Source organism: Hyphomicrobium sp., assembly GCF_035572195.1.
Taxonomy (GTDB): Bacteria; Pseudomonadota; Alphaproteobacteria; order Rhizobiales; family Hyphomicrobiaceae; genus Hyphomicrobium_B.
Map to the genome: position 1 here is coordinate 1 of NZ_DATNBA010000138.1, position 19722 is coordinate 19722.

17 protein-coding genes are annotated in these 19722 nt (G+C 61.4%); 10 read left to right on the forward strand and 7 right to left on the reverse strand.

Translation table 11 applies throughout. The features are described from left to right. Positions 1-86: 86 nt before the first annotated feature. The 5 genes from VN623_RS11795 to VN623_RS11815 form a co-directional block, all read right to left on the reverse strand. Complete coding sequence (locus VN623_RS11795; protein WP_325571186.1) at positions 87-1595, reverse strand: peptide MFS transporter; 1509 nt, start codon at positions 1593-1595, stop codon at positions 87-89. A 40-nt stretch (positions 1596-1635) separates the two neighbouring features. Continuing rightward, positions 1636-2295, reverse strand: coding sequence for a pyridoxamine 5'-phosphate oxidase family protein (locus VN623_RS11800; protein ID WP_325571187.1), 660 nt, complete (start codon positions 2293-2295; stop codon positions 1636-1638). A 52-nt stretch (positions 2296-2347) separates the two neighbouring features. Next, complete coding sequence (locus VN623_RS11805) at positions 2348-3283, reverse strand: site-specific tyrosine recombinase XerD (RefSeq protein ID WP_325571188.1); 936 nt, start codon at positions 3281-3283, stop codon at positions 2348-2350. A gap of 6 nt (positions 3284-3289) precedes the next feature. After that, on the reverse strand, positions 3290-5164 hold the full coding sequence (locus tag VN623_RS11810) for a hypothetical protein (RefSeq protein ID WP_325571189.1): 1875 nt from the start codon (positions 5162-5164) through the stop codon (positions 3290-3292). A 72-nt stretch (positions 5165-5236) separates the two neighbouring features. Then, entirely contained in the window at positions 5237-5380 is a 144-nt protein-coding gene (locus VN623_RS11815; RefSeq protein WP_325571190.1) for a hypothetical protein, read from the reverse strand. Between the two features lie 255 nt (positions 5381-5635). On the opposite strand from VN623_RS11815, the gene aroB reads away from it, so the two are divergent. Both aroB and VN623_RS11825 read left to right on the forward strand, forming a co-directional pair. Continuing rightward, entirely contained in the window at positions 5636-7330 is a 1695-nt protein-coding gene (aroB, locus tag VN623_RS11820; RefSeq protein ID WP_325571191.1) for a 3-dehydroquinate synthase, read from the forward strand. Between the two features lie 71 nt (positions 7331-7401). Continuing rightward, positions 7402-8712 carry an HlyC/CorC family transporter gene (locus VN623_RS11825; RefSeq protein ID WP_325571192.1) on the forward strand — a complete coding sequence of 437 codons (1311 nt, stop codon included), beginning with the start codon at positions 7402-7404 and terminating at the stop codon, positions 8710-8712. Between the two features lie 3 nt (positions 8713-8715). Here the strand turns inward: VN623_RS11825 and VN623_RS11830 are convergent, their stop codons facing one another. Then, positions 8716-9012 (reverse strand): BolA family protein, encoded by a 297-nt coding sequence (locus tag VN623_RS11830; protein WP_325571193.1) that lies wholly within the window; start codon positions 9010-9012, stop codon positions 8716-8718. Positions 9013-9167: 155 nt separating this feature from the next. Here VN623_RS11830 and VN623_RS11835 point away from each other — a divergent pair, with 155 nt between their 5' ends. The 4 genes from VN623_RS11835 to VN623_RS11850 all read left to right on the forward strand — a co-directional run bounded on the left by VN623_RS11835 (position 9168) and on the right by VN623_RS11850 (position 13880). Continuing rightward, a complete protein-coding gene (locus VN623_RS11835; protein WP_325571194.1) occupies positions 9168-9791 on the forward strand; it encodes a J domain-containing protein in 624 nt (207 codons plus the stop codon). A 96-nt stretch (positions 9792-9887) separates the two neighbouring features. Beyond that, positions 9888-10889, forward strand: a complete 1002-nt coding sequence (cobS, locus tag VN623_RS11840; RefSeq protein ID WP_325571195.1) for a cobaltochelatase subunit CobS — start codon at positions 9888-9890, stop codon at positions 10887-10889. A gap of 12 nt (positions 10890-10901) precedes the next feature. Next, positions 10902-12797 carry a cobaltochelatase subunit CobT gene (gene cobT / locus VN623_RS11845; protein ID WP_325571196.1) on the forward strand — a complete coding sequence of 632 codons (1896 nt, stop codon included), beginning with the start codon at positions 10902-10904 and terminating at the stop codon, positions 12795-12797. Positions 12798-12806: 9 nt separating this feature from the next. After that, entirely contained in the window at positions 12807-13880 is a 1074-nt protein-coding gene (locus tag VN623_RS11850) for an esterase-like activity of phytase family protein (protein ID WP_325571197.1), read from the forward strand. A 42-nt stretch (positions 13881-13922) separates the two neighbouring features. On the opposite strand, the gene rpmB is transcribed toward VN623_RS11850, so the two are convergent. Then, the gene (rpmB, locus tag VN623_RS11855; protein WP_325571198.1) at positions 13923-14219 is read right to left on the reverse strand and encodes a 50S ribosomal protein L28; all 297 of its coding nucleotides are present in this window, start codon (positions 14217-14219) and stop codon (positions 13923-13925) included. Between the two features lie 306 nt (positions 14220-14525). On the opposite strand from rpmB, the gene VN623_RS11860 reads away from it, so the two are divergent. The 4 genes from VN623_RS11860 to fdxA all read left to right on the forward strand — a co-directional run bounded on the left by VN623_RS11860 (position 14526) and on the right by fdxA (position 19559). Beyond that, the gene (locus VN623_RS11860) at positions 14526-15389 is read left to right on the forward strand and encodes a DUF3108 domain-containing protein (protein WP_325571199.1); all 864 of its coding nucleotides are present in this window, start codon (positions 14526-14528) and stop codon (positions 15387-15389) included. Positions 15390-15505: 116 nt separating this feature from the next. Continuing rightward, on the forward strand, positions 15506-18676 hold the full coding sequence (locus VN623_RS11865; protein ID WP_325571200.1) for a helicase-related protein: 3171 nt from the start codon (positions 15506-15508) through the stop codon (positions 18674-18676). Beyond that, on the forward strand, positions 18676-19083 hold the full coding sequence (locus VN623_RS11870; protein WP_325571201.1) for an RNA-binding S4 domain-containing protein: 408 nt from the start codon (positions 18676-18678) through the stop codon (positions 19081-19083). The genes VN623_RS11865 and VN623_RS11870 overlap by 1 nt, the downstream gene beginning before the upstream one ends. A 137-nt stretch (positions 19084-19220) precedes the next feature. Next, a complete protein-coding gene (fdxA, locus tag VN623_RS11875) occupies positions 19221-19559 on the forward strand; it encodes a ferredoxin FdxA (RefSeq protein WP_325571202.1) in 339 nt (112 codons plus the stop codon). Positions 19560-19722: the final 163 nt, after the last annotated feature.

Genomic DNA, 19722 nt, shown 5'->3' on the forward strand with positions numbered 1-19722 from the left:
GCACCCGATCCGCAACATTCGCCTTGAGGCCCGCCGGGTGTCAAGGTGACGGGATGCGCTGGTCTACTGCCAAAACGCTAAATTTATTAATTATTTCCGTCTGCTAGCCTGTTCACGATCGGCGCAACCGCAAACATGAAAGTGGCGGCGACGGCGACAAGGGCCGCTTGCGCCAGGAATGAAAGCACCAGCATGTCTGGATCGCTTGCCGTGAAGGCGCCTCCGATATCGCCCGCCAGCTTGTTGCCGAAGGCCGCCGCCAGGAACCAAAGGCCGAGCACGAAGCCGGTCATTCTCTTCGGCGCGATCCGCGTCATCGTCGACAAACCCACCGGGCTCAGCATCAATTCGCCGACGGTAAACAGCAGGTAGAGACCGATCAGCCAGAGAGGCGAGACGCGTCCATCCGAGGCGAAGCCGGCGGCGGGGACCATCAGAAGAAACCCAGCCGCGAGAAAAACCAGACCGAGCGCGAACTTGATGGGCGAGGATGGCTGACGATGTCCGAGTCTCAGCCACAGCGCAGCCACGAAGGGCGTCAGCAGGATGACGAACACCGGATTGGCGGATTGGAACCAAGACGACGGAAACGAAAGTCCAAGAACCTGATTTTCCGTCAGCGTATCGGCGAACAGCGATAGCGTCGTCCCGGCCTGCTCGAAAACCGCCCAGAAGATCATTGCCGCAATGAAATAGATGCCGACGGCGGCGAGCCGCCGGGCATCCGGGCTTTGCTGGGCCGAGCCATAAAAAATCGCGGTCAAAGGCAGGATGAGGTACATCCAGCGCAGCCACGTAAAGCCTTCGACATCGGAAAGAAGCGCCAGAGCCAGCAGCGCCAAAGTCCCAATCGCAACCATGAGTCCATCGCGTGTGAATGTCGCGCTTTGCCGGCTCTGTGCCGGCAACGGAGGATCGGGGTCTTTCAGGCCTGCCGCATTCCGCGCGAAAAACAGCATCGAGATCGTCATGCCGATGCCCGCCGCTCCAAACCCCCAATGCCAGCTATTAGCGGGATCGAAGCCCGCCGTTGCGAGCCAGCCTTTGAAGAGCGCGCTTTGAGCCAGAAAGCCGGTGACTAGCGGTGCGAAAAACGCGCCGATGTTGATGCCCATGTAAAACAGCGAGAATCCGGCATCGCGACGCACGTCGTCACGTCCGTAGAGGGCGCCGACAAGGGCCGAGATGTTGGGCTTGAAGAGGCCGGTCCCCAAAGCAATCAGGGCCAGCCCCGCATAAAATGTCGCGAGCGATGGCACGGCGAGAGCGTAGTGACCCGCGGCGATCGCCGTTCCGCCAATCAGCACACTACGTTTTGCACCGAGAATACGATCAGCGATGAACCCGCCCGGCACGGCGAGCAGGTACACGGCCATCGTGTAGGTGCCATAGATGCTGCCGGCGGTGGCCGTCTTGAAGCCCAAGCCGCCGGCGGCGGCAGGCGCCACCATGAACAACGTCAGTAGCGCTCGCATCCCGTAGTACGAGAAACGCTCCCACAACTCGGTAAAATACAGTCCCGCGAGGCCAGGGGGATGCGACTGAAGCCCTAGCCTTAGCCCTCGCAGGCGCAATACTGCAGCGCTAGCGATCATGGCTTATCAGCGCATGGTTGACGGTCCGCACGCAAGAGCCTCACACGCCCTTGTCACCGCTCATCACCTTGCCCATCCACTCGTCGATCGTCGTCGTGCCGATCGCCTCAACCTTCGAGCGCTCCGCGGGCCGCACGACGTCCTGCATAGAATCGATGCGTTTCCATTCGCAAAAAGGAGTTTCGGCTTCGACGCCCGGCGCGTAACGCGACGTTTCGAGCTTCTTGAAGCGATGCACGTAGCGCGGGCAGTTCATCCACGTTTCGTGAATGGTGACCTTGACCGCCATCTCCGCATCCTTGAACCCGTCGAGCTCGGGTCCGCTGACGATCAACTCGGCGCGGCCCTGCGCTCTCAGACGAAACGGCTTCTCGAAATCCATGAACAGCATGCCGATCTCGGGATTGGCCGAGACGTTGCCCATCGACAGATACATGCCGTTGCCATCGTAGCTCGGAAACAGCAAGGTTGTCGCATTGAGTACGCGCACGAAACCGGGTGAGCCGCCTTTATACGAAACAGTCGGCCGGCCCTGATGGTCGATCGTCGTGAGGAAAAACATGTCGCGGCTTGCGATGAACGCGCTCGCGACGTCATCCAATTCAGGTTTGACGATCATCCCCTCGAGACGATCGGCGAGGGTGCGCGTGTCGAACGCCATCTGCATGGCGCGGTGAATGTCTCCGTATAGACGGCTCATCTCAGGCTCCCTTCTGTTTCGCTTCTTACGCGGCCCCGCGCAGCTTTATGTTTTAGCCAGGCTTTATTTTTGCGAGCGGATGATGGGCGTTGACGAGCGTCTTCAACCGTTCTTGCAGCACATGCGTATAGATCTCCGTCGTCGAAATGTCAGCATGTCCGAGCAACTGCTGCACGGCTCTGAGATCGGCACCGCGGTCGAGCAGGTGGCTTGCGAAGGCATGACGCAGAACATGCGGCGAAACACGCGTGGCGTGTATGCCGGAGTCCGTTGCAATGGCCTTCAAGTCCTGCGCGAAGCCCTGCCGCGTAACGTGGCCGAGTGCCGTGCGTGCCGGAAAGAGCCACGGAGAATTGTCGAGGCGCCCGGAAACTTCGAGAAATCGCTCCAGTGCCGCACGTGCGGTCGCATTGAGCGGCACGAGGCGTTCGCGCCCCCCTTTTCCCTTTATTGAAAAAAGGCGCTTGTCGCCGCGCAGCACGGCACGCGGCAGCCCGACGAGTTCGGAGACGCGCATACCCGTCGCGTAAAGAATTTCGAGCAGGCAATGAAAGCGCAAAGCCCGGAAATACGCGCGGCCCTCCAGGCCTTCGCAGCGCTGCTCCGAGGTTTGCAGCAAGCGGTCGACCTCGGCGATGCTCAGCACCTTCGGCAGTGCGCGCTGCTTTTTGGGTCCCTGCAACCCCGACGTCGGATCGGCTTCGATGAAACCTTCAGCAAGCAGGAACCTGTAGTACTGCTTGACTGCCGACAGCCTCCGCGAACGCGACGCCGGAGCTTGCCCGGCGTTCGTCAACATGGCGAGATAGGCCTGAATGTCTTTGGCTCCCGCGTCGAGCGCTTCGACGGTACGTTCCGAAAGAAAGCCGAAGTAGCCCTCGAGATCGCTGGTGTAGGCATCGATCGTGTTTTGCGACGCGCCGCGCTCTGACGTCAGCATGTCGAGGAAGTCCGCAACATGGCTTTCCGTTGTCGCGACCGGCGCCATGAGCCCTCAGTTCGTTTCGGTGCGCGGCCAGGTCGGAAGCAGAGCTTCGAGGCCGAGCCGTCGCGCGTCAGGCTCGAGCCCGGCGCGCTTCAGAGCGCGAATGCTGTCACCGAGGGCTAACAGATGCGCATCTTCAGCGCCATTGGGGCCAAGGGCCTTCATGACCAGCAGCACCGTGCGGCCGAACTCCTGTTTCTTCGACGCGTCCTGTAGTTCGGTTAGAACGCCGGTTTCCGGCAGATATCCCGAATTCGTTTGTGGGGCGCGGTTTGCAGCCTCCCAAAGAGGGATCGGTACGAGGTAGTCGAGAGCTTCCAGCACCGTCGCGAGCCGTTGCAGAGTTCCGGGCGCGAATTTTCCACCGACGGCATAGGTTTCGAGGCTCGCCAGGCTCTTGCCGCGCTGGGGCTCGTTCGGGTCGGCGATATCGACCAGGGCCCGCCAGTAGTCGAGACCTTCCGAAGTCCGGCCCGGTTCGTTACTGAGGCCGATCCAATTACGCGCCATGTCGTAGCGTCCCGATGCCAAACCGATTTCGACACCCGTCTCCGCAAACCAGCTGATTTCGGGCGCCGGCTGCACGGCCGCCGCCACCGGCGCGATCATCTTGGCGGAAATGATCGACAGACCCTCATGCTTGGCATCATCGAGAAAGGCGCGTATCAGGCGCGTCTTTCGCATAGGCGTTTGCTCGGCCTCGGCGGCTTTGAAAAGTGCGGCGCGGCGCGCGATTCCTTTCGGTCCCTGACCCGAAAGCAAGACGTCGGGAGCGATTGCCTCCGCATTGGCACGGTAGATGCCCGCAAGTCCATTTGGTGTCAGGGCGTTGAGACGAGCGGCGGCTTCCGTAGCCGGCAGACCGAGATCGATCGGTGTTGATGGATCCGTCGCCAAAGCGACGAGCAGCGCCGGCTCGCCTTTTTCAAGGACCATCTTCACTGGAAGACCGCCGACGCGTTCGGCAATACGGTAATCGAGAAGCGATACCTCTTTGGCCGCCTTGAATTTCGGCTTGGAATTGATCGACAGCGCATCGAGAGCCTGAAGGCCGGGCGACGCCTCGACGCCTTCTTCGCGCGCCATGTCGGCGGCGAGACCGGCAGCGGCGGTGTCGTTGTGAATTGCAGAGCAGTAACCGGCCATAAGGATCACTTGGCCCTTGAGGCGTGCCGGAATGTTGCCCTTTTGGGCGGCGGCGCGCGTCACCATTTCGCAGGCCTTGTCGGGATGGCCGGCGGCGAGTTCGTTGCGCGCCTCGAGCGACATGAGCAGCGGATCGTTATTGGCGCCCGGGTTCTTCGCGATCTCGGCCGCAGCGGCCCGCGCCAGACCGGACCGGAAGAGTGCTTCGAGACGCAATGCGGTGAATGCTGCGTTCGATGCATCACCTGCCGCCGACGTGATCAATCGCTTCCACAACTCATGGAGGGCCGGCGAGCGCGGCGGAATTTCGATGCTTGCAATAAGTTTTTCCAGCGCTGGGACGTCCACACCCCGCCACAGTTCGTACGGCAACCCAGAGCCGTCGTTTGACATGACGGGCGCAAGGTCGCCTTTCTCGACGGTCTCCGGTATGACGCCGCGCACGACCGCATTCTGCGGCGAAGCGCTGGGACCGGGCCCTCGACCACTGTCGTAGCCCGAGGGTGGAGATACCGGGCCTCCGGGCGCTTCGCGGCGCCATGGTCTGGGAGCATTCGGATCGGCGGCCGGTGCTCCCATAGTCGGCAAATAGCTCCGCTTGTCCGGCGGTGGCGAATAGGCGTCATCGGCTTTTCCGCGGCGACGCGGTTCTGTCGTTTCGGGAGTGGCGTAAGGATTGTCGGATGGCGCGTCCTGCGCAATGGCCGGAGAGCACAACGAACCCCCAACGGCCAGCATCAACAAACTCAGCGCCGTTGCCGCGCCCGCTGCTGACTTCCGACGAAAGCGCTCGTCATGCATCATGGCTGTCTAGCGCCGGATTTTGACGCCCGAGACGGGCTTGCTGATCGTCTGCTGCTCGGGTTCGAATCGGGTCGCGAGCACGTAAAGGCCACCGAAGACGACCGCGCTCAACGAACCAAGTACGAACAATAACCGGAAAAGGCTCGGCATTTATCGATTCCCCTCCCGGTCGTTACGTGGCCATCCTTGGTGGCGCGATTATGACTCGCCTCGCATATTGCCGATGAGGGCTTGCTTGACTGGCCGTCGTAAACGCGGCGTGCCGTCATGTCTTAACGGCAAGTTTCTGATTTGCGAGCCATTTCGGTTCGTGGCATGACGGCGCGCAATGATGAACCCGCCGCGGCCGCCCACCACAGAACCTAGCCGATTCGCTCGACTGATCGACGAAGACCCGAGATCGAGATGACGGAATCCGAAGATATCGAGATCGTCAAGAAGCGCCTCGGCCGGCGCTCCATCGTGCTGGTCGGCCTGATGGGCTGCGGCAAGTCGTCGGTCGGCAAGCGTTTGGCGTTCAAGCTCGGGCTGCCGTTCGTCGATGCCGATGACGAGATCGAACGGGCGGCCGCCAAGAGCATCAATGAGATTTTCGCCGATCACGGAGAAGCGCTGTTTCGCGACGGCGAGCGCAAGGTCATTGCACGCCTGCTCCGCAACGGGCCGCAAGTGCTCGCAACCGGCGGTGGCGCTTACATGCACGCCGAGACGCGTCAGAGCGTGCGGGAAAACGGCATTTCGATCTGGCTTCGGGCAGAGTTGCCGGTCCTGATGCGCCGGGTGATGAAACGCGACACGCGCCCGCTGCTGCGCGAAGGTAATCCCGAAGCCACGATGCAGAAACTCATCGAGGCTCGCTATCCGGTCTATGCTGAGGCTGACATGACGGTCGAAAGCCGTGACGAACCGCACGACATCATCGTCGCGGAAATTTTGAACAGGCTCGCCGCGCCATCGACGGCGCAAGCGAGAACCTCTCAAGGCGCCGCACCATCGCGGTCCGTCAGCGTCGAACTCGGCGACCGATCCTACGACGTGCTGATCGCGAGCGGCCTGTTGCGCGACGCCGGCGCGTTGATCAAGGCGCGTCTCGGGGCGGTGAAGTGCGGTGTCGTGACAGACGAAAACGTTGCGCGCCACCATCTCGCGACGCTCGAAGAAAGTCTCAAGGCGGAAGGCCTCTTTGCCGGTTCGATCGTGATGAAGCCCGGCGAGGCGACGAAGAGCTTTCGCGATCTCGCAACGTTGTCGGAGCGGCTGCTGGAACTGGGTCTTGAACGCGGCGACCTCGTCGTGCCGTTCGGCGGCGGCGTCATCGGCGATCTTGCCGGCTTTGCCGCCGGCATCCTGCGACGCGGTATTCGCTTCGTTCAGATCCCGACGTCGCTGCTTGCGCAGGTCGACAGTTCGGTCGGCGGCAAGACAGGCATCAACACGCCGCAAGGCAAGAATCTCATCGGCGTCTTTCATCAGCCAAGTCTCGTCATCGCGGATACTGCGGTGCTGACGACCCTGCCGCCGCGTCAGATGCGCGCCGGCTACGCGGAAGTTGCGAAATACGGCCTTCTCGGCGACGCGCAATTTTTTGCCTGGCTCGAAGCCAACTGGCAGGGCGTCTTCGGAAACAACGGCCCGGCGCTGACCAAGGCCATCGAAACGAGCGTGGCGGCGAAGGCGGCGATCGTAGCGCGCGACGAAACGGAGACCGGTGAGCGGGCACTTCTCAACCTCGGCCATACCTTCGGCCACGCACTCGAGGCATGGACCGGCTATTCAGATCGCCTGCTGCACGGCGAAGGCGTCGCGATTGGCATGTGCATGGCGTTCCGCCTGTCGGAAAATATTGGAATCTGTCCGCGTGGCCGGGCCGACCGTGTGGTAAAACATTTAAAAGCCGTCGGCCTTCCCACCAAAATCGGCGACATTCCGGGAGGCCGTGCGAACGCAGGCGAACTGCTGAAACTGATGGGCCAGGACAAAAAAGTCCGCGGCGGCAAGGCGACGTTCATCCTGGTGCGAGACATCGGACAGGCATTTGTAACGCGCGAGGTCGTGCCCGAAACGGTCAAAGCGTTTCTGGGCCGTGAAATTGCCCTCTGAGGGGTAGCGCGCAATATTTGTGCTAGAGTGCTGCGCCCCACAATCTGGACAAAGGACGCCTGCACGCACTCATGACCATAGCCATTAGCCTTTTTGCGATTTTCTTGCTGATCATCCTGTCGGCGTTTTTCAACGCCAGCGAAACCTCGCTGACGGCCGCCTCTCGGGCCCGCATGCACGCGTTGCAGGAAGACGGCAACATGGCCGCGACGCTCGTCAACGTGGTGCTGTCACGGCCCGAGAAAATGATCGGCACTGTGCTGCTCGGCAATACGCTCGTCGACGTGCTCGCCGCGGCACTGGCGTCGAAGGTCGCTGTGGATCTCTATGGCGAAGTTGGCGTTGCTTACGCGACGGCTGCGATCACCATCCTGATCGTGATTTTTGCAGCCGTGCTGCCGAAGACCTATGCGCTCGCCTATGCCGATCGCGTGGCGCTGATCGTGGCGCCGATCATGCGCGGTCTCATCTACATCCTGACGCCTTTCACCAAGGCCATCGAATTCGTCGTCCGGCAGATGCTGAAGCTGACGCCCGGCAAAGCCGACGATGCCGCCAACATTCTTGCCGCGCATGAGGAAATTCGCGGCACCATCGATCTTCAGGCCAAGGAAGGGACCGTGGCCAGGGGCGATGCGGAAATGCTCGGCGGCATCCTCGATCTTCGCGATTTGCAGGTCGCCGACATCATGGTTCACCGCACCAAGATGGAAATGATCAACGCCGACGATCCGCCGTCCAAGATTCTCGACCAACTCTTGCGTTCGCAGTACACGCGCGTTCCGGTCTGGAAGGAGGAGCCGGAGAATATCGTCGGCGTCGTCCACACCAAGGATCTGCTGCTTGCCCTCTCCCGCACCGGCTGGGATCCAGAAAGCCTCGATATCATGTCGTCGGCGAGCGAGCCTTGGTTCGTTCCCGACACGACCAGCGTCAAAGACCAGCTCAACCAATTCCTGAAAAAGAAAATCCAGATGGCGCTTGTCGTCGATGAGTACGGCGAGGTGCAGGGCCTCATCACGCTTGAAGATATTCTCGAGGAGATCGTCGGCCAGATCACCGATGAGCACGACAATCCCGACAGCCACATCCGCTTGCAGTCGGACGGCACCGTCAACGTCGACGGCACGGTTGCGATCCGCGATCTCAATCGCCATCTAGACTGGGATCTGCCGGATGACGAGGCGACCACGATCGCCGGGCTCGTCATTCACGAGGCGCAAACGATTCCGGAGCCGGGTCAGGTTTTCACCTTTCACGGCTATCGTTTCGAAATCCTGCGTAAAAGCCGCAACAAGATCACCGCGATCCGCATCAAGCCGCTGCCGAAAACGCCCGGCGCCGACGGCGGAGGAACAGTATCGAATGCGGCGCTCGGCTGACGATCAGCCGCCGCCGGCGGCAGTTGTCGGAAGCGGTTCACCCGGCGCCAGAGTCGATAGCGCCAGCGCGTGGACACCTCCGGCAAGTTCGTCCTTGAGGAGATCGTTGACGATGCGGTGGCGTTCGACGCGCGACTTGCCCGTGAAAGCGGCCGATACGACGAGCACGCGAAAATGGCTGTCGCCAGTACCGGGCGACGTACGGTGTCCGGCATGAAGTTCGGATTCGTTGATCACATCAAGCCGCGTCGGGTGGAGTGCGGTTAAGAGTTTTTCCTTAATGCGGTCTGCTACGGACATGGTCAGTCTTTCTCTTGCACTCGGCACGGTTTTGAGGGCGGACGGGAAATCGCGAAACGGCCTGTTAAAAGATTGCCGGCACAGTCGGAAAGGAAATCAAGCCGCTTTCTTGCCGCCTTGTTTCCATCGAAACGAATGATCATACTGATGAATCGATGAAACTGGACTCCAAATTCTTTGACAGCATCCGCGTGTCCTCGCGGCGCCAGCAAGGCGCCAAGAAGGAACCGCGCGCCAATGGCTGCCAGTGGAAGGGCTGTGACAAGCCCGGTTCCCATAAGGCGCCGAAAGGCCGTGGCCGCGACGGCGAGTACTTCCACTTCTGCATGGATCACGTCCGGCAGTACAATCACGAGTACAATTATTTCGACGGCATGAGCGATGCGGAGGTCAATAATTTCCGCAAAGATGCTCTGACGGGCCACCGGCCGACGTGGAAAGCCGGCGCCAATGCCTGGGCACACGGCACGCGCGACGGCGTCAGAACCGCCGAAGCCGCGGAGCGAGTTGCCGCCAGCACTCAAAAGATGACGCGCCGGGCGAGATCGTCCCGCACGGAGGCGCCGACGTTCCGCCGCCAGTTGAAGCCGCTCGAGAGAAAGGCATTACACACGCTCGATCTTGGCGAGCAGGCAACGCGCGAGGACATCAAGTCGCGGTTCAAGGAACTGGTGAAGATGCATCACCCCGACGCAAACGGCGGCGATAGCCGGTCCGAGGAAAAGTTGCGCGAAATCCTCCAAGCCTATAATCACTTGAAACAATCAGGCTTGGCCTAGTCGACCACTTCTGAGCCGCGTGCGCGTCAGCCCCCAGTTCGCACCGGTCCAAGCCGATAACGGCGATGGGGGCCAATGATCGGGAATTCACGCGATATGCGCACGACACCAAGCGCTGCGGGCGCGCAAGCCGGCAATCTGCCAGACATGAAATTGTCCGTGCGTCAGGTCTTCGGAATCGACAGCGATCTCGAGGTTCCAGCCTACTCCAAGGCCGACGAGCACGTGCCGGATATCGATCCGGACTACCTCTTCAATCGTGACGTTACGCTCGCCATTCTCGCCGGCTTCAAACACAACCGCCGCGTGATGATCCAGGGCTACCACGGCACCGGCAAGTCGACGCACGTCGAGCAAGTGGCGTCGCGGCTCAACTGGCCTTGCGTGCGCGTCAATCTCGATAGTCATGTCAGCCGTATCGATCTCGTCGGCAAGGACGCGATCGTGCTCAAGGACGGCAAGCAGGTGACGGAGTTCAAGGAGGGTATTTTACCTTGGGCGTTGCAGAGCAATATCGCTCTCTGCTTCGATGAGTACGACGCAGGCCGTCCCGACGTGATGTTCGTCATTCAGCGCGTTCTCGAAGTCTCGGGTAAGCTGACGCTGCTCGATCAGTCCAAGGTTATTCGCCCGCATCCGGCGTTCCGCCTGTTCTCGACGACGAACACCATCGGACTTGGCGATACGTCCGGCCTTTATCACGGTACGCAGCAGATCAATCAAGGTCAGATGGACCGCTGGTCGATCGTCGCGACGCTGAACTATCTGCCGCACGACGACGAGGCCAGGATCGTGTTGTCGAAGGTCAAGGCGTTCGCCAAAACGGACGTCAAACGCAAGCAGGTCTCGCATATGGTGCGCGTCGCCGATCTGACGCGGTCGGCTTTCATGAACGGCGATCTCTCGACCGTGATGAGCCCGCGTACTGTCATGACGTGGGCCGAGAACGCCGAAATCTTCGGCGACCTCGGCTTTGCGTTTCGCGTGACGTTCCTGAACAAGTGTGACGATCTCGAAAAGCCGCTGGTTGCCGAATTTTATCAGCGCTGCTTCGGCGAAGAGTTGGCGGAAAGCACGGCCAACGTCGCGCTAAGCTGAGGCCCCACTCAAATGGCCGTCCCGCCAAACAAACGCCGCGAAGCGCCATCCGAGCCGCTGAAGCGCGTCCTCGGGCCGACCGTGCGCGCCATCGCCGGCGACGGTGAAATCGAGGTCGATTTCGGGCCCGGTAAGGGCGAAGTCGCCGGCAAATCCGTCATTATTCCGGAACCACCGCGCACGCCGTCCGCCAAGGATATCGCGCTGGCGCGTGGATGGGCGGATAGCTTGGCGCTGCGCATCGGCTGCCACGACGCCAGAATTCATCGCCGCCTCGCGCCCCCGGCTGGCCCGGCGCGCGCCGTATTCGAGGCAGCTGAACGCGCCCGCGTCGAGGGGCTGGGCTCGTCGCGAATGCCGGGCATGGCCTGCAATCTTACCGCGCGTCTTGAAGACCAATATAGCCATGACCGTTTCAGATTGGTGCGCGACCGCGCTGAAGCGCCGCTCGAAGACGCGCTGGCGTTGCTCATCCGTGAACGTTTGACGGGCTTGCCGCCCCCACCGTCGACGAAAGGGCTTGTCGATCTCTGGCGCCCGGTGATCGAGGCGCGCGGCAGCAAGCTGCTGAGCCGACTTGAAGGGCTCTGCGAAAATCAGGAGCAGTTCGGCCGCCAGATTCGAGATCTTCTGAAAGTTCTCGAGTTGATCGATCAGTCCGGCGAACCGCAACCGAACCAGAATGAAGATGAGGGTGATGAAAACGTCACCGAAGCGGGCGCTGAGGAGTCTGAGCAAAAGAACGACGAAAGCGCCGAAGGCCAGGATCAGAGTAGCGAGGAACAGAACTCGGAAGGTGACCTCTCCGATACCGACGAGACGACCGACTCCGGCGACCCCGATCAGCAAGACATGGACGATGGCGATCTCGACGAGGAAGAGACGCCGGCGCCGTGGCGTCCGAACATGACGGTGCTCGATAATCCGGAAGCGTTTGGATACAAGATCTTTTCACGCGCGCACGACGAAGAAATCGGCGCCGAGGGACTGTCATCTCCGGAAGAGCTCGAGCGGCTACGCGCGTTCCTCGACAAGGAACTGAAAACATTGTCGGCCGCCGTCGCGAAGCTTGCGAACAAGCTGCAGCGCCGGCTGCTGGCGCAGCAGAACCGCGGCTGGGATTTCGATCTCGAGGAAGGCGTGCTCGATGCGGCGCGCCTCACCCGCATCATCACCGATCCGACCGGCGCGCTCTCCTATAAACGCGAACGCGAAATGGATTTCCGCGACACGGTCGTGACGTTGCTTCTCGATAATTCGGGCTCGATGCGTGGCCGGCCGATCATGGTCGCCGCTTGCTGCGCCGATATCCTGGCGCGGACACTCGAACGCTGTGGTGTGAAGGTCGAGATTCTGGGTTTTACGACGAAGGCCTGGAAGGGCGGTCAAGCGCGCGAGGAATGGCTCGCCGTCGGCAAGCCGCCGGCGCCCGGACGACTGAACGATCTGCGCCACATCATTTACAAGACGGCCGACGCGCCCTGGCGCCGGTCGAAGAATGCCTTGGCGTTGATGATGCGCGAAGGCTTGCTCAAAGAAAACATCGATGGCGAAGCATTGGCTTGGGCGCATTCGCGTCTCGTCAATCGGCCCGAGCAGCGCCGCATCCTGATGATGATCTCCGATGGCGCGCCGGTCGATGATTCAACCCTGTCCGTCAATACCGGCAGCTATCTCGAACAGCATCTCCGCCAGGTGATCCACGAGATCGAGACGCACTCCCCGGTGGAACTTATTGCCATCGGCATCGGCCACGACGTCACCCGCTACTATCGCCGCGCGGTCACGATCACGGACGCTTCCGAGCTCGCCGGCGCCATGACTGAAAAACTGGTCGAGCTGTTCGAAGAAAACGGCAAATTCGATGACGTGGACCATCGAGCCGCACCGCGCCCACGTGTGCATTGAGGCGAGCGCTTGATTTTCGAAAAATATCGACGCGCCGTCCTGCCCATCGCTGCTCTCGCCTTCTGCGCCGGCATTGCATTGGCGGACCCGAAGCCCGACATCGCCGGCATCGAGGCAGGCCCCATCACCGTCAAGGCGACGCCGATCCGAACCTTCAAACGCTTTGGCGGCGCTGACGAACCCCTGGACAAGCTCACGTTTCGCGGCGGCTTGGTGCTGACGTCGCCATCGCGCCACTTCGGCGGCTGGTCGGGGCTTGTTCTCGACGCCGACGCCAAATCCCTTCTGGCCATTTCCGACTCGGGCGTCTGGATGACCGGCAAACTGACGTACGACGGCACGCAGCCATCCGGCATCGAGAATGCTCGCCTCGGCCCGCTGCTCGATCGTAAAGGCGTGCCGCTCCGCCGCCTCCGCGACCGTGATTCTGAATCGGTGGCGCTTGAAAGCGGTACGCTGCAGCGGGGTTCAGTGTTCGTCGGCTTCGAGGGCCGGCATCGCATCGAACGGTACGATCTATCAGCTAATGGACTTTCGGCCGATCGGGGCGCCGTCGAGCTTCCGGCCGCCGCCAAACGGATGCGGCGCACGCAAGGCCTTGAGGCGATGACGGTGATGGAGGGCGGACCCTACAAGGGATCGCTGATCGCATTCTCGGAACGACTTTATGATGCGTCTCGCGATCACACCGGCTGGCTATGGACCGGCAAAGCGCCGGCAACCGTGCATCTCAAAAATATCGGCGACTATGATCTGACGGACCTCGCCAGTCTCGATGACGGCACGCTCTTCGTTCTGGAGCGTCGCTTCCGCTGGCTCGAGGGCTTGAAGATCCGGCTCAGGATGTTGGCACCCGGCGCGTTGCAGCCCGGTGGTACCGCCGTCGGAGAAACGCTACTCGAAGCCGACCTCAATGATGAAATCGACAACATGGAGGGCTTGGCCGCGACGCGGTTGAAGGACGGCAGCGTGCTGATCACGATGATCTCGGATGATAATTTCAGCCACGTGCTGCAGCGGACGGTTTTGCTGCAATTCGTCGTCAAAGACGGCAGGCAAGCAAAAGCCCGGCCGCAGGACTGACCCGGCGCCGGGCTTGATGGAATCTAGTCGCCGGAACACCGTTTAGGCGGCAGCCTTGGCGCTCTGGGCCTTCTGAACATCGCGCTTGATCTTCAAGCACGTCGGCGAAAGCTCGTCGTTGCTCGCCTTCAGCAAGTAGGCGTCGAGGCCGCCGCGATGTTCGACTGTCTTCAAAGCCCGCGCCGAAACGCGCAGCCGATACTTCCTGCCGAGCACGTCGCTCATCAAGGTCACGTGGCACAGGTTCGGCCGGAACTTGCGCTTCGTCTTGTTCTCGGCGTGGCTTCTGAGGTTGCCTGACAGCGGCAGGGTGCCGGTCAGCTCGCAGCGCCTGGTCATAGTCGTCTCCTATGCCGCGGGCCCGTCAGGCGGGAGCGGTCTTATGAAAGCTTGCTGTTGCAGCAAAAAATGCGCCCCGTCAGCGGGGCTCACGGGGTCTCGGAGCGGTGTATAGTTGAGGCGCGGGATGCCCGTCAAGCGGCCCTGGTCGCAGGTGGCCCCATACCACACCGCCCGAGAGCCGCCCAAGGGCGCCAGGGTGCGCCTCCCAGCCTGTCGGCAACGGCCGCCAAAGTCCAAGAATCGTCGCAAAGGCGGCCTATCGCAAGACTTGGCAATCGGGGTTGTCAGGGAAGAGCTATTGCCATGTTGAAAGCCGAAGCGCACCGGCGCGGCGCGGTCCGCAGCTCGATTGCTTTAGCTATCGCGACAGCGATGACGATTTGGACGGCCCAGCCGGCCAGCACGGCCGACGCCGCGTGGCCGAACCAGGTCCAGGCGCGCTATCGGCTGCAGTTCAATGGCATCGAGGTCGGATCGTACGACTTCACGTCGCGCTTCAACGGCAACTCCTATTCCGCGACCGGAAAGACACAAATATCGGCACTCTTCGGCGCTTTCAAATGGAGCGGCAATTTTGCAGGCAGCGGCTCCATCGACGGCGGCGCACCGCATCCGGCAAGCTATCAAATGACGTCCAAGTCGAAATCGAAAACGACGTCGGTAAAGATCGGTTTCGATGGAACGGGTGTTTCATCTGTCGCGTTGGAGCCGAATAAGCCACCGCGTGAGGATGCTGTCCGCTTGAAGCCCGACAATCTCAAGAACGTTTTTGATCCGATGGCGGCGACGCTGGCCATTTCGAGCACGAACGCGCCGGAGGCCTGCAATCGAACAATCCCGATATTTGACGGCAAGGCGCGTTTCGATCTCAAGCTGTCGTTCAAGGGCCGCGAAGCGATCAAGGACAAGCACCCGACCGGACAGCCGGCCGAACTCGTCGTTTGCCGCGTTAAGTACATTCCGATCGCAGGCCACAAGCCCAAGGATTTCGTCAATCCGTGGATTGACTACGACCACATTGAAATTGCACTCCGTGCGATCCCAACCGCCGGCATTTACGTGCCCTATCGCGTCACCGTCCCCTCGACGATCGGACCGGCCGTGATGGCCGCGCAAAGCATCAACATCACCGCCGCGAACAACACGCAGATTGCGTTGAGGCAGTGACGCAGCGCGGCCCGGCCGCCGCAGCAGTACGATACTGGCCGGAATGAGCGGAATAAATCCTTGATCTCAAAGCCCCGCTCTGCAATGCCAGGGCTTGATCCGGAGTCAAGCACGACATGGTAAGTGATCTCGAGGCCCGCATTCGTAACGTGACCGCGGTGCTCGGACCGACGAACACAGGTAAAACGCATCTCGCGATCGAGCGTATGCTCGGCCACGAAAGCGGGATGATTGGTCTGCCGTTGCGGCTTCTCGCGCGAGAAGTCTACGACAAGATCAAGTCCAGGGTCGGCGCCGACAAGGTCGCGCTGATCACGGGCGAGGAGAAGATCAAACCCGAGAAGGCGCGGTACTGGGTATCGACCGTCGAGGCGATGCCACGCGATATCGATGTTGATTTTCTTGCGATCGATGAAATTCAGCTCGCCGGCGATCCCGAGCGCGGACACGTCTTCACCGACCGGCTGTTGTACGCGCGCGGACGCTCGGAAACGTTGCTGCTTGGCGCGCAGACCATGCGCGATGCGATCAGCGATCTGATTCCGGGCGCCAACTTCATTTCGCGGCCGCGACTTTCGAAGCTGACGTACAGCGGCGAGAAAAAGATTACGCGGCTGCCTGCGCGATCGGCGATCATCGCTTTTTCGGCGCAGGACGTTTACGCCGTCGCCGAGTTGATCCGCCGCCAGCGCGGTGGCGCGGCCGTCGTACTCGGCGCCCTGTCACCGAGAACGCGCAACGCCCAGGTCGCCCTCTATCAATCGGGCGACGTCGAGTTTCTCGTCGCGACCGACGCCATCGGCATGGGTCTCAACCTAGATCTCGATCACGTCGCGTTTTCTGCATTGAGGAAATTCGACGGACAGAATCATCGCAATTTGACGCCTGGCGAGATCGGGCAGATTGCAGGCCGCGCCGGACGCCACATGAATGACGGAACGTTCGGCGTGACGGGTGGCACCGAATCCATCGACGCCGACACCATCGAACGTCTTGAGACGCACAGCTTCGACAGCGTCAAAACGTTGCAATGGCGTAACCGCAAGCTCGATTTCAGTTCGCTCGCGAATTTGCACGAGTCGCTTCGGGAATTACCGCGTGAACACCGCCTGGCGCGCGCCCGCACCGCCGATGACGTCGCCGCCCTCGAAGCATTGAGCGCCGATCGCGACATCGCGGACATCGCCACGACTCCGGCCAACGTCGAGCTGCTTTGGGATGTCTGCCAGGTCCCCGACTATCGCAAGATATCTGGCCAGAACCACGCCGAACTCGTCGCTAGCCTCTACCGGCATTTGACCAGCGGAAATCATCGCCTTCCCGAGGACTGGTTCGCCAAGCAAGTCGCTTTGGCCGACCGCACCGACGGCGATATCGATACGCTGGCAACGCGTATAGCGCACATCCGGACGTGGACGTTCGTCGCCAATCGTCCCGACTGGCTCACCGATCCCACCCACTGGCAGGAACGAGCCCGCGCCATCGAGGACAGCCTCTCCGACGCGCTCCACGAATGCCTGACGCAGCGCTTCGTCGATCGGCGGACAAGCGCCTTGATGAAGGGTATGCGGGACAAAGACGAGCTGACTGCCGACATCGCCGACGATGGCGGCATCACGGTCGAAAACCATTTCGTCGGCCGCTTGAAGGGTTTTCTCTTCACGCTCGACTCCGCAGGCGATGGCATTCACGAGAAAGCCACGCGCCAAGCTGCGATGCAGGTCGTGGCGCGTGAGCTCGGCATGCGCGCCCGTCGCGTGGCGGCAGCCAACAACGATGCGTTCAAGCTGACGCGCGGCGGCAGCATTCTTTGGCGCGATGATGAGATCGGAAAGCTCGAGCGCTCCGACGATCCGCTGCAGCCGGGGTTGTCGCTTCTTGTCGACGAACGCATCAGCGAAGCCGACCGCGAAAAGGTACAGGCACGACTGAAGATCTGGCTTGACGAGACGATCGCCGAGAAGCTGAAGCCGCTCGCGGAAATGTCGCGGGCCGGTGATCTGCAGGGCTTGGCGCGGGGTATTGCTTTCCAGCTGAAGGAAAATCTCGGAGCCCTCAAGCGCGAGGCTGTCGCCGACGAAATCAATGCTCTCGATCAACCGGCGCGCGCTGAACTCCGCAAGTACGGCTTGCGGTTCGGAGCCTTCAATATCTTTTTCCCGATCATGCTGAAACCCGCTGCCGCAGACCTCGCCGCGACGCTGTGGCTGCTCAAGAACGGCGGCGCCGCGAACGACGTCGTGCCGCAACTGCCGCGTCCGGGTTTGACGTCGTCGGCTACCGATCCGGCGACGCCCGATGCTCTGTATCGCGCTCACGGTTTTCACGTCTGCGGCCCGCGGGCCATCAGGCTCGACATTCTGGAACGGCTCGCCGATCTGATCCGGCCACTGCTCGCTTGGCGGCCAACGCCCGACAAGTCCGGTACGCCGCCCAAAGGTTCGACCGGCGATGGCGGCTTCAAGCTGACCGATGAGATGATGTCGATCCTCGGCTGCTCGGCGGAAGAACTCGGTGAAGTCCTGAAAGCGCTCGGCTTCCGGTTGGAGAAGCGGCCGGTCGTTGCCAAGCCGGTAGTGGCTCAGGAGGCCACCGCCAAATCGCCATCGGATGCGGAAGCCGTCGTTGCGCCAAGCGAAACCGCAGAACTCGCCGTGACGACCGAAGCGGAAGTGGTGGCCTCGCCCACCACGCCTGAAGCGGCGCCCGAAACCGTCGCCGCAACCGAAAGCCCGACTGTCGCCGAGGTGAGCGCAACGCCGGCAGAGGCCGCGCCCATGGAGACCGCACCAGCCGAGCATGAGAAATTTGAAGACGTCTGGCGGCCGCGACGGCATCAGCGCAGCGAGCACCGTGACGCGGCCCGCCGCGATCATGGCCGTGATCGCCGTAAGCCTCGTGAACCTCGAGTTGCGCCCGCCGCAGCGCCCGCAGAGCCTGGTACGGCGACGGCGGCAGTCGCTGGCGTAGCGAATGAAAAGGTGCCAGATCAGCGGCAAGATCAACGTCAGGATCGCGGCGACCGGCCACGCCATGAAAACCGTGGCGGCGAAGGCCGAAGTGACCGTGGCCCAAGGAAAGACGACGCGAACCGGCCGCGCCGTGATCGCGATAATCGCGATAGGAGACAGGGAGAAGGCCGCCGGCGCGACGAGCCGCGCAGATCTCCGCAGATGATCACCGCAGCCCCGCCGAAACCCGCGGCCGGCGACAGTTCGCCATTTGCAGCGCTTGCTGCGTTGAAAGCGATGATGGAAAAGCGGAGCGAAGACTCCGGCTCGAACTGATGATCGCAACGGCCGTTGACACGATCCAACGCGTCGATCAGTGGCTCTGGTTTGCTCGGGTCGCCAAGTCGCGGACTTTGGCGCAAGCGCTCATTGCCCGCGGTAAGGTTCGCATCAACCGCAACCGCTTGGAAAAGCCGAGCGCGACTGTGAAGCCGGGCGATGTCCTGACGCTGACACTGGGCCCGACCATTCGCGTCCTTGAGATTCTAGCGATCGGCACCCGCCGCGGACCGGCGAGCGAGGCGCAACTGTTATATCGTGACCTTGCGCCGCCGCCGTCTCGGGCCATCTCTGGAACGCGCAATCCGAATGAGGCTGTTGCGGCGCAGGCTGTCAGGCTGGACGGTGCCGGAAGGCCGACAAAGCGCGAGCGTCGGCAGACAGACAAACTCAAAGGACGCTAGAGACCGCTGTGACGCCGCTCCACCTAGGCAGCCACGATGCCTATGCTAATAAGGGCGCCAACGAATAGGGCAGATCAATCGATCGCGATGCCCATCATCGCGATGCCCATCAAGGACTGCCCGGACCAGGAAGCCGCATGACCTACGTCGTCAACGAAAAGTGCATAAAGTGCAAATACACCGACTGCGTCGAGGTCTGTCCCGTCGATTGTTTCTATGAAGGCGAGAACATGCTCGTCATCCACCCCGACGAGTGCATCGACTGCGGCGTCTGCGAACCGGAGTGCCCGGTTGAGGCCATTAAGCCGGACACCGAGCCCAATCTTGAAAAATGGCTGGAAGTGAACCGGAAGTTTGCCGACAGTTGGCCCAACATTACCGCGAAGAAACCTGCGCCAGCCGATGCCGATAGCTTCAAAGATGAACAGGCAAAATTCGAAAAATATTTCTCCCCCAACCCGGGTTCCGGCGACTAGGGGCGTCTACGGCGCTTCATAATCATTGAAATGGGAAAAATTTGACCCATATGAGGCGCTAATCGGCTGCCCAGCTCTTAGCCAAGAGTTAAGCGCGACCAGATTGTCTCAGGCTCCGACCCTTCATTTGCCATCAAGATTGTGTTAGTGTCTATCGCGATGA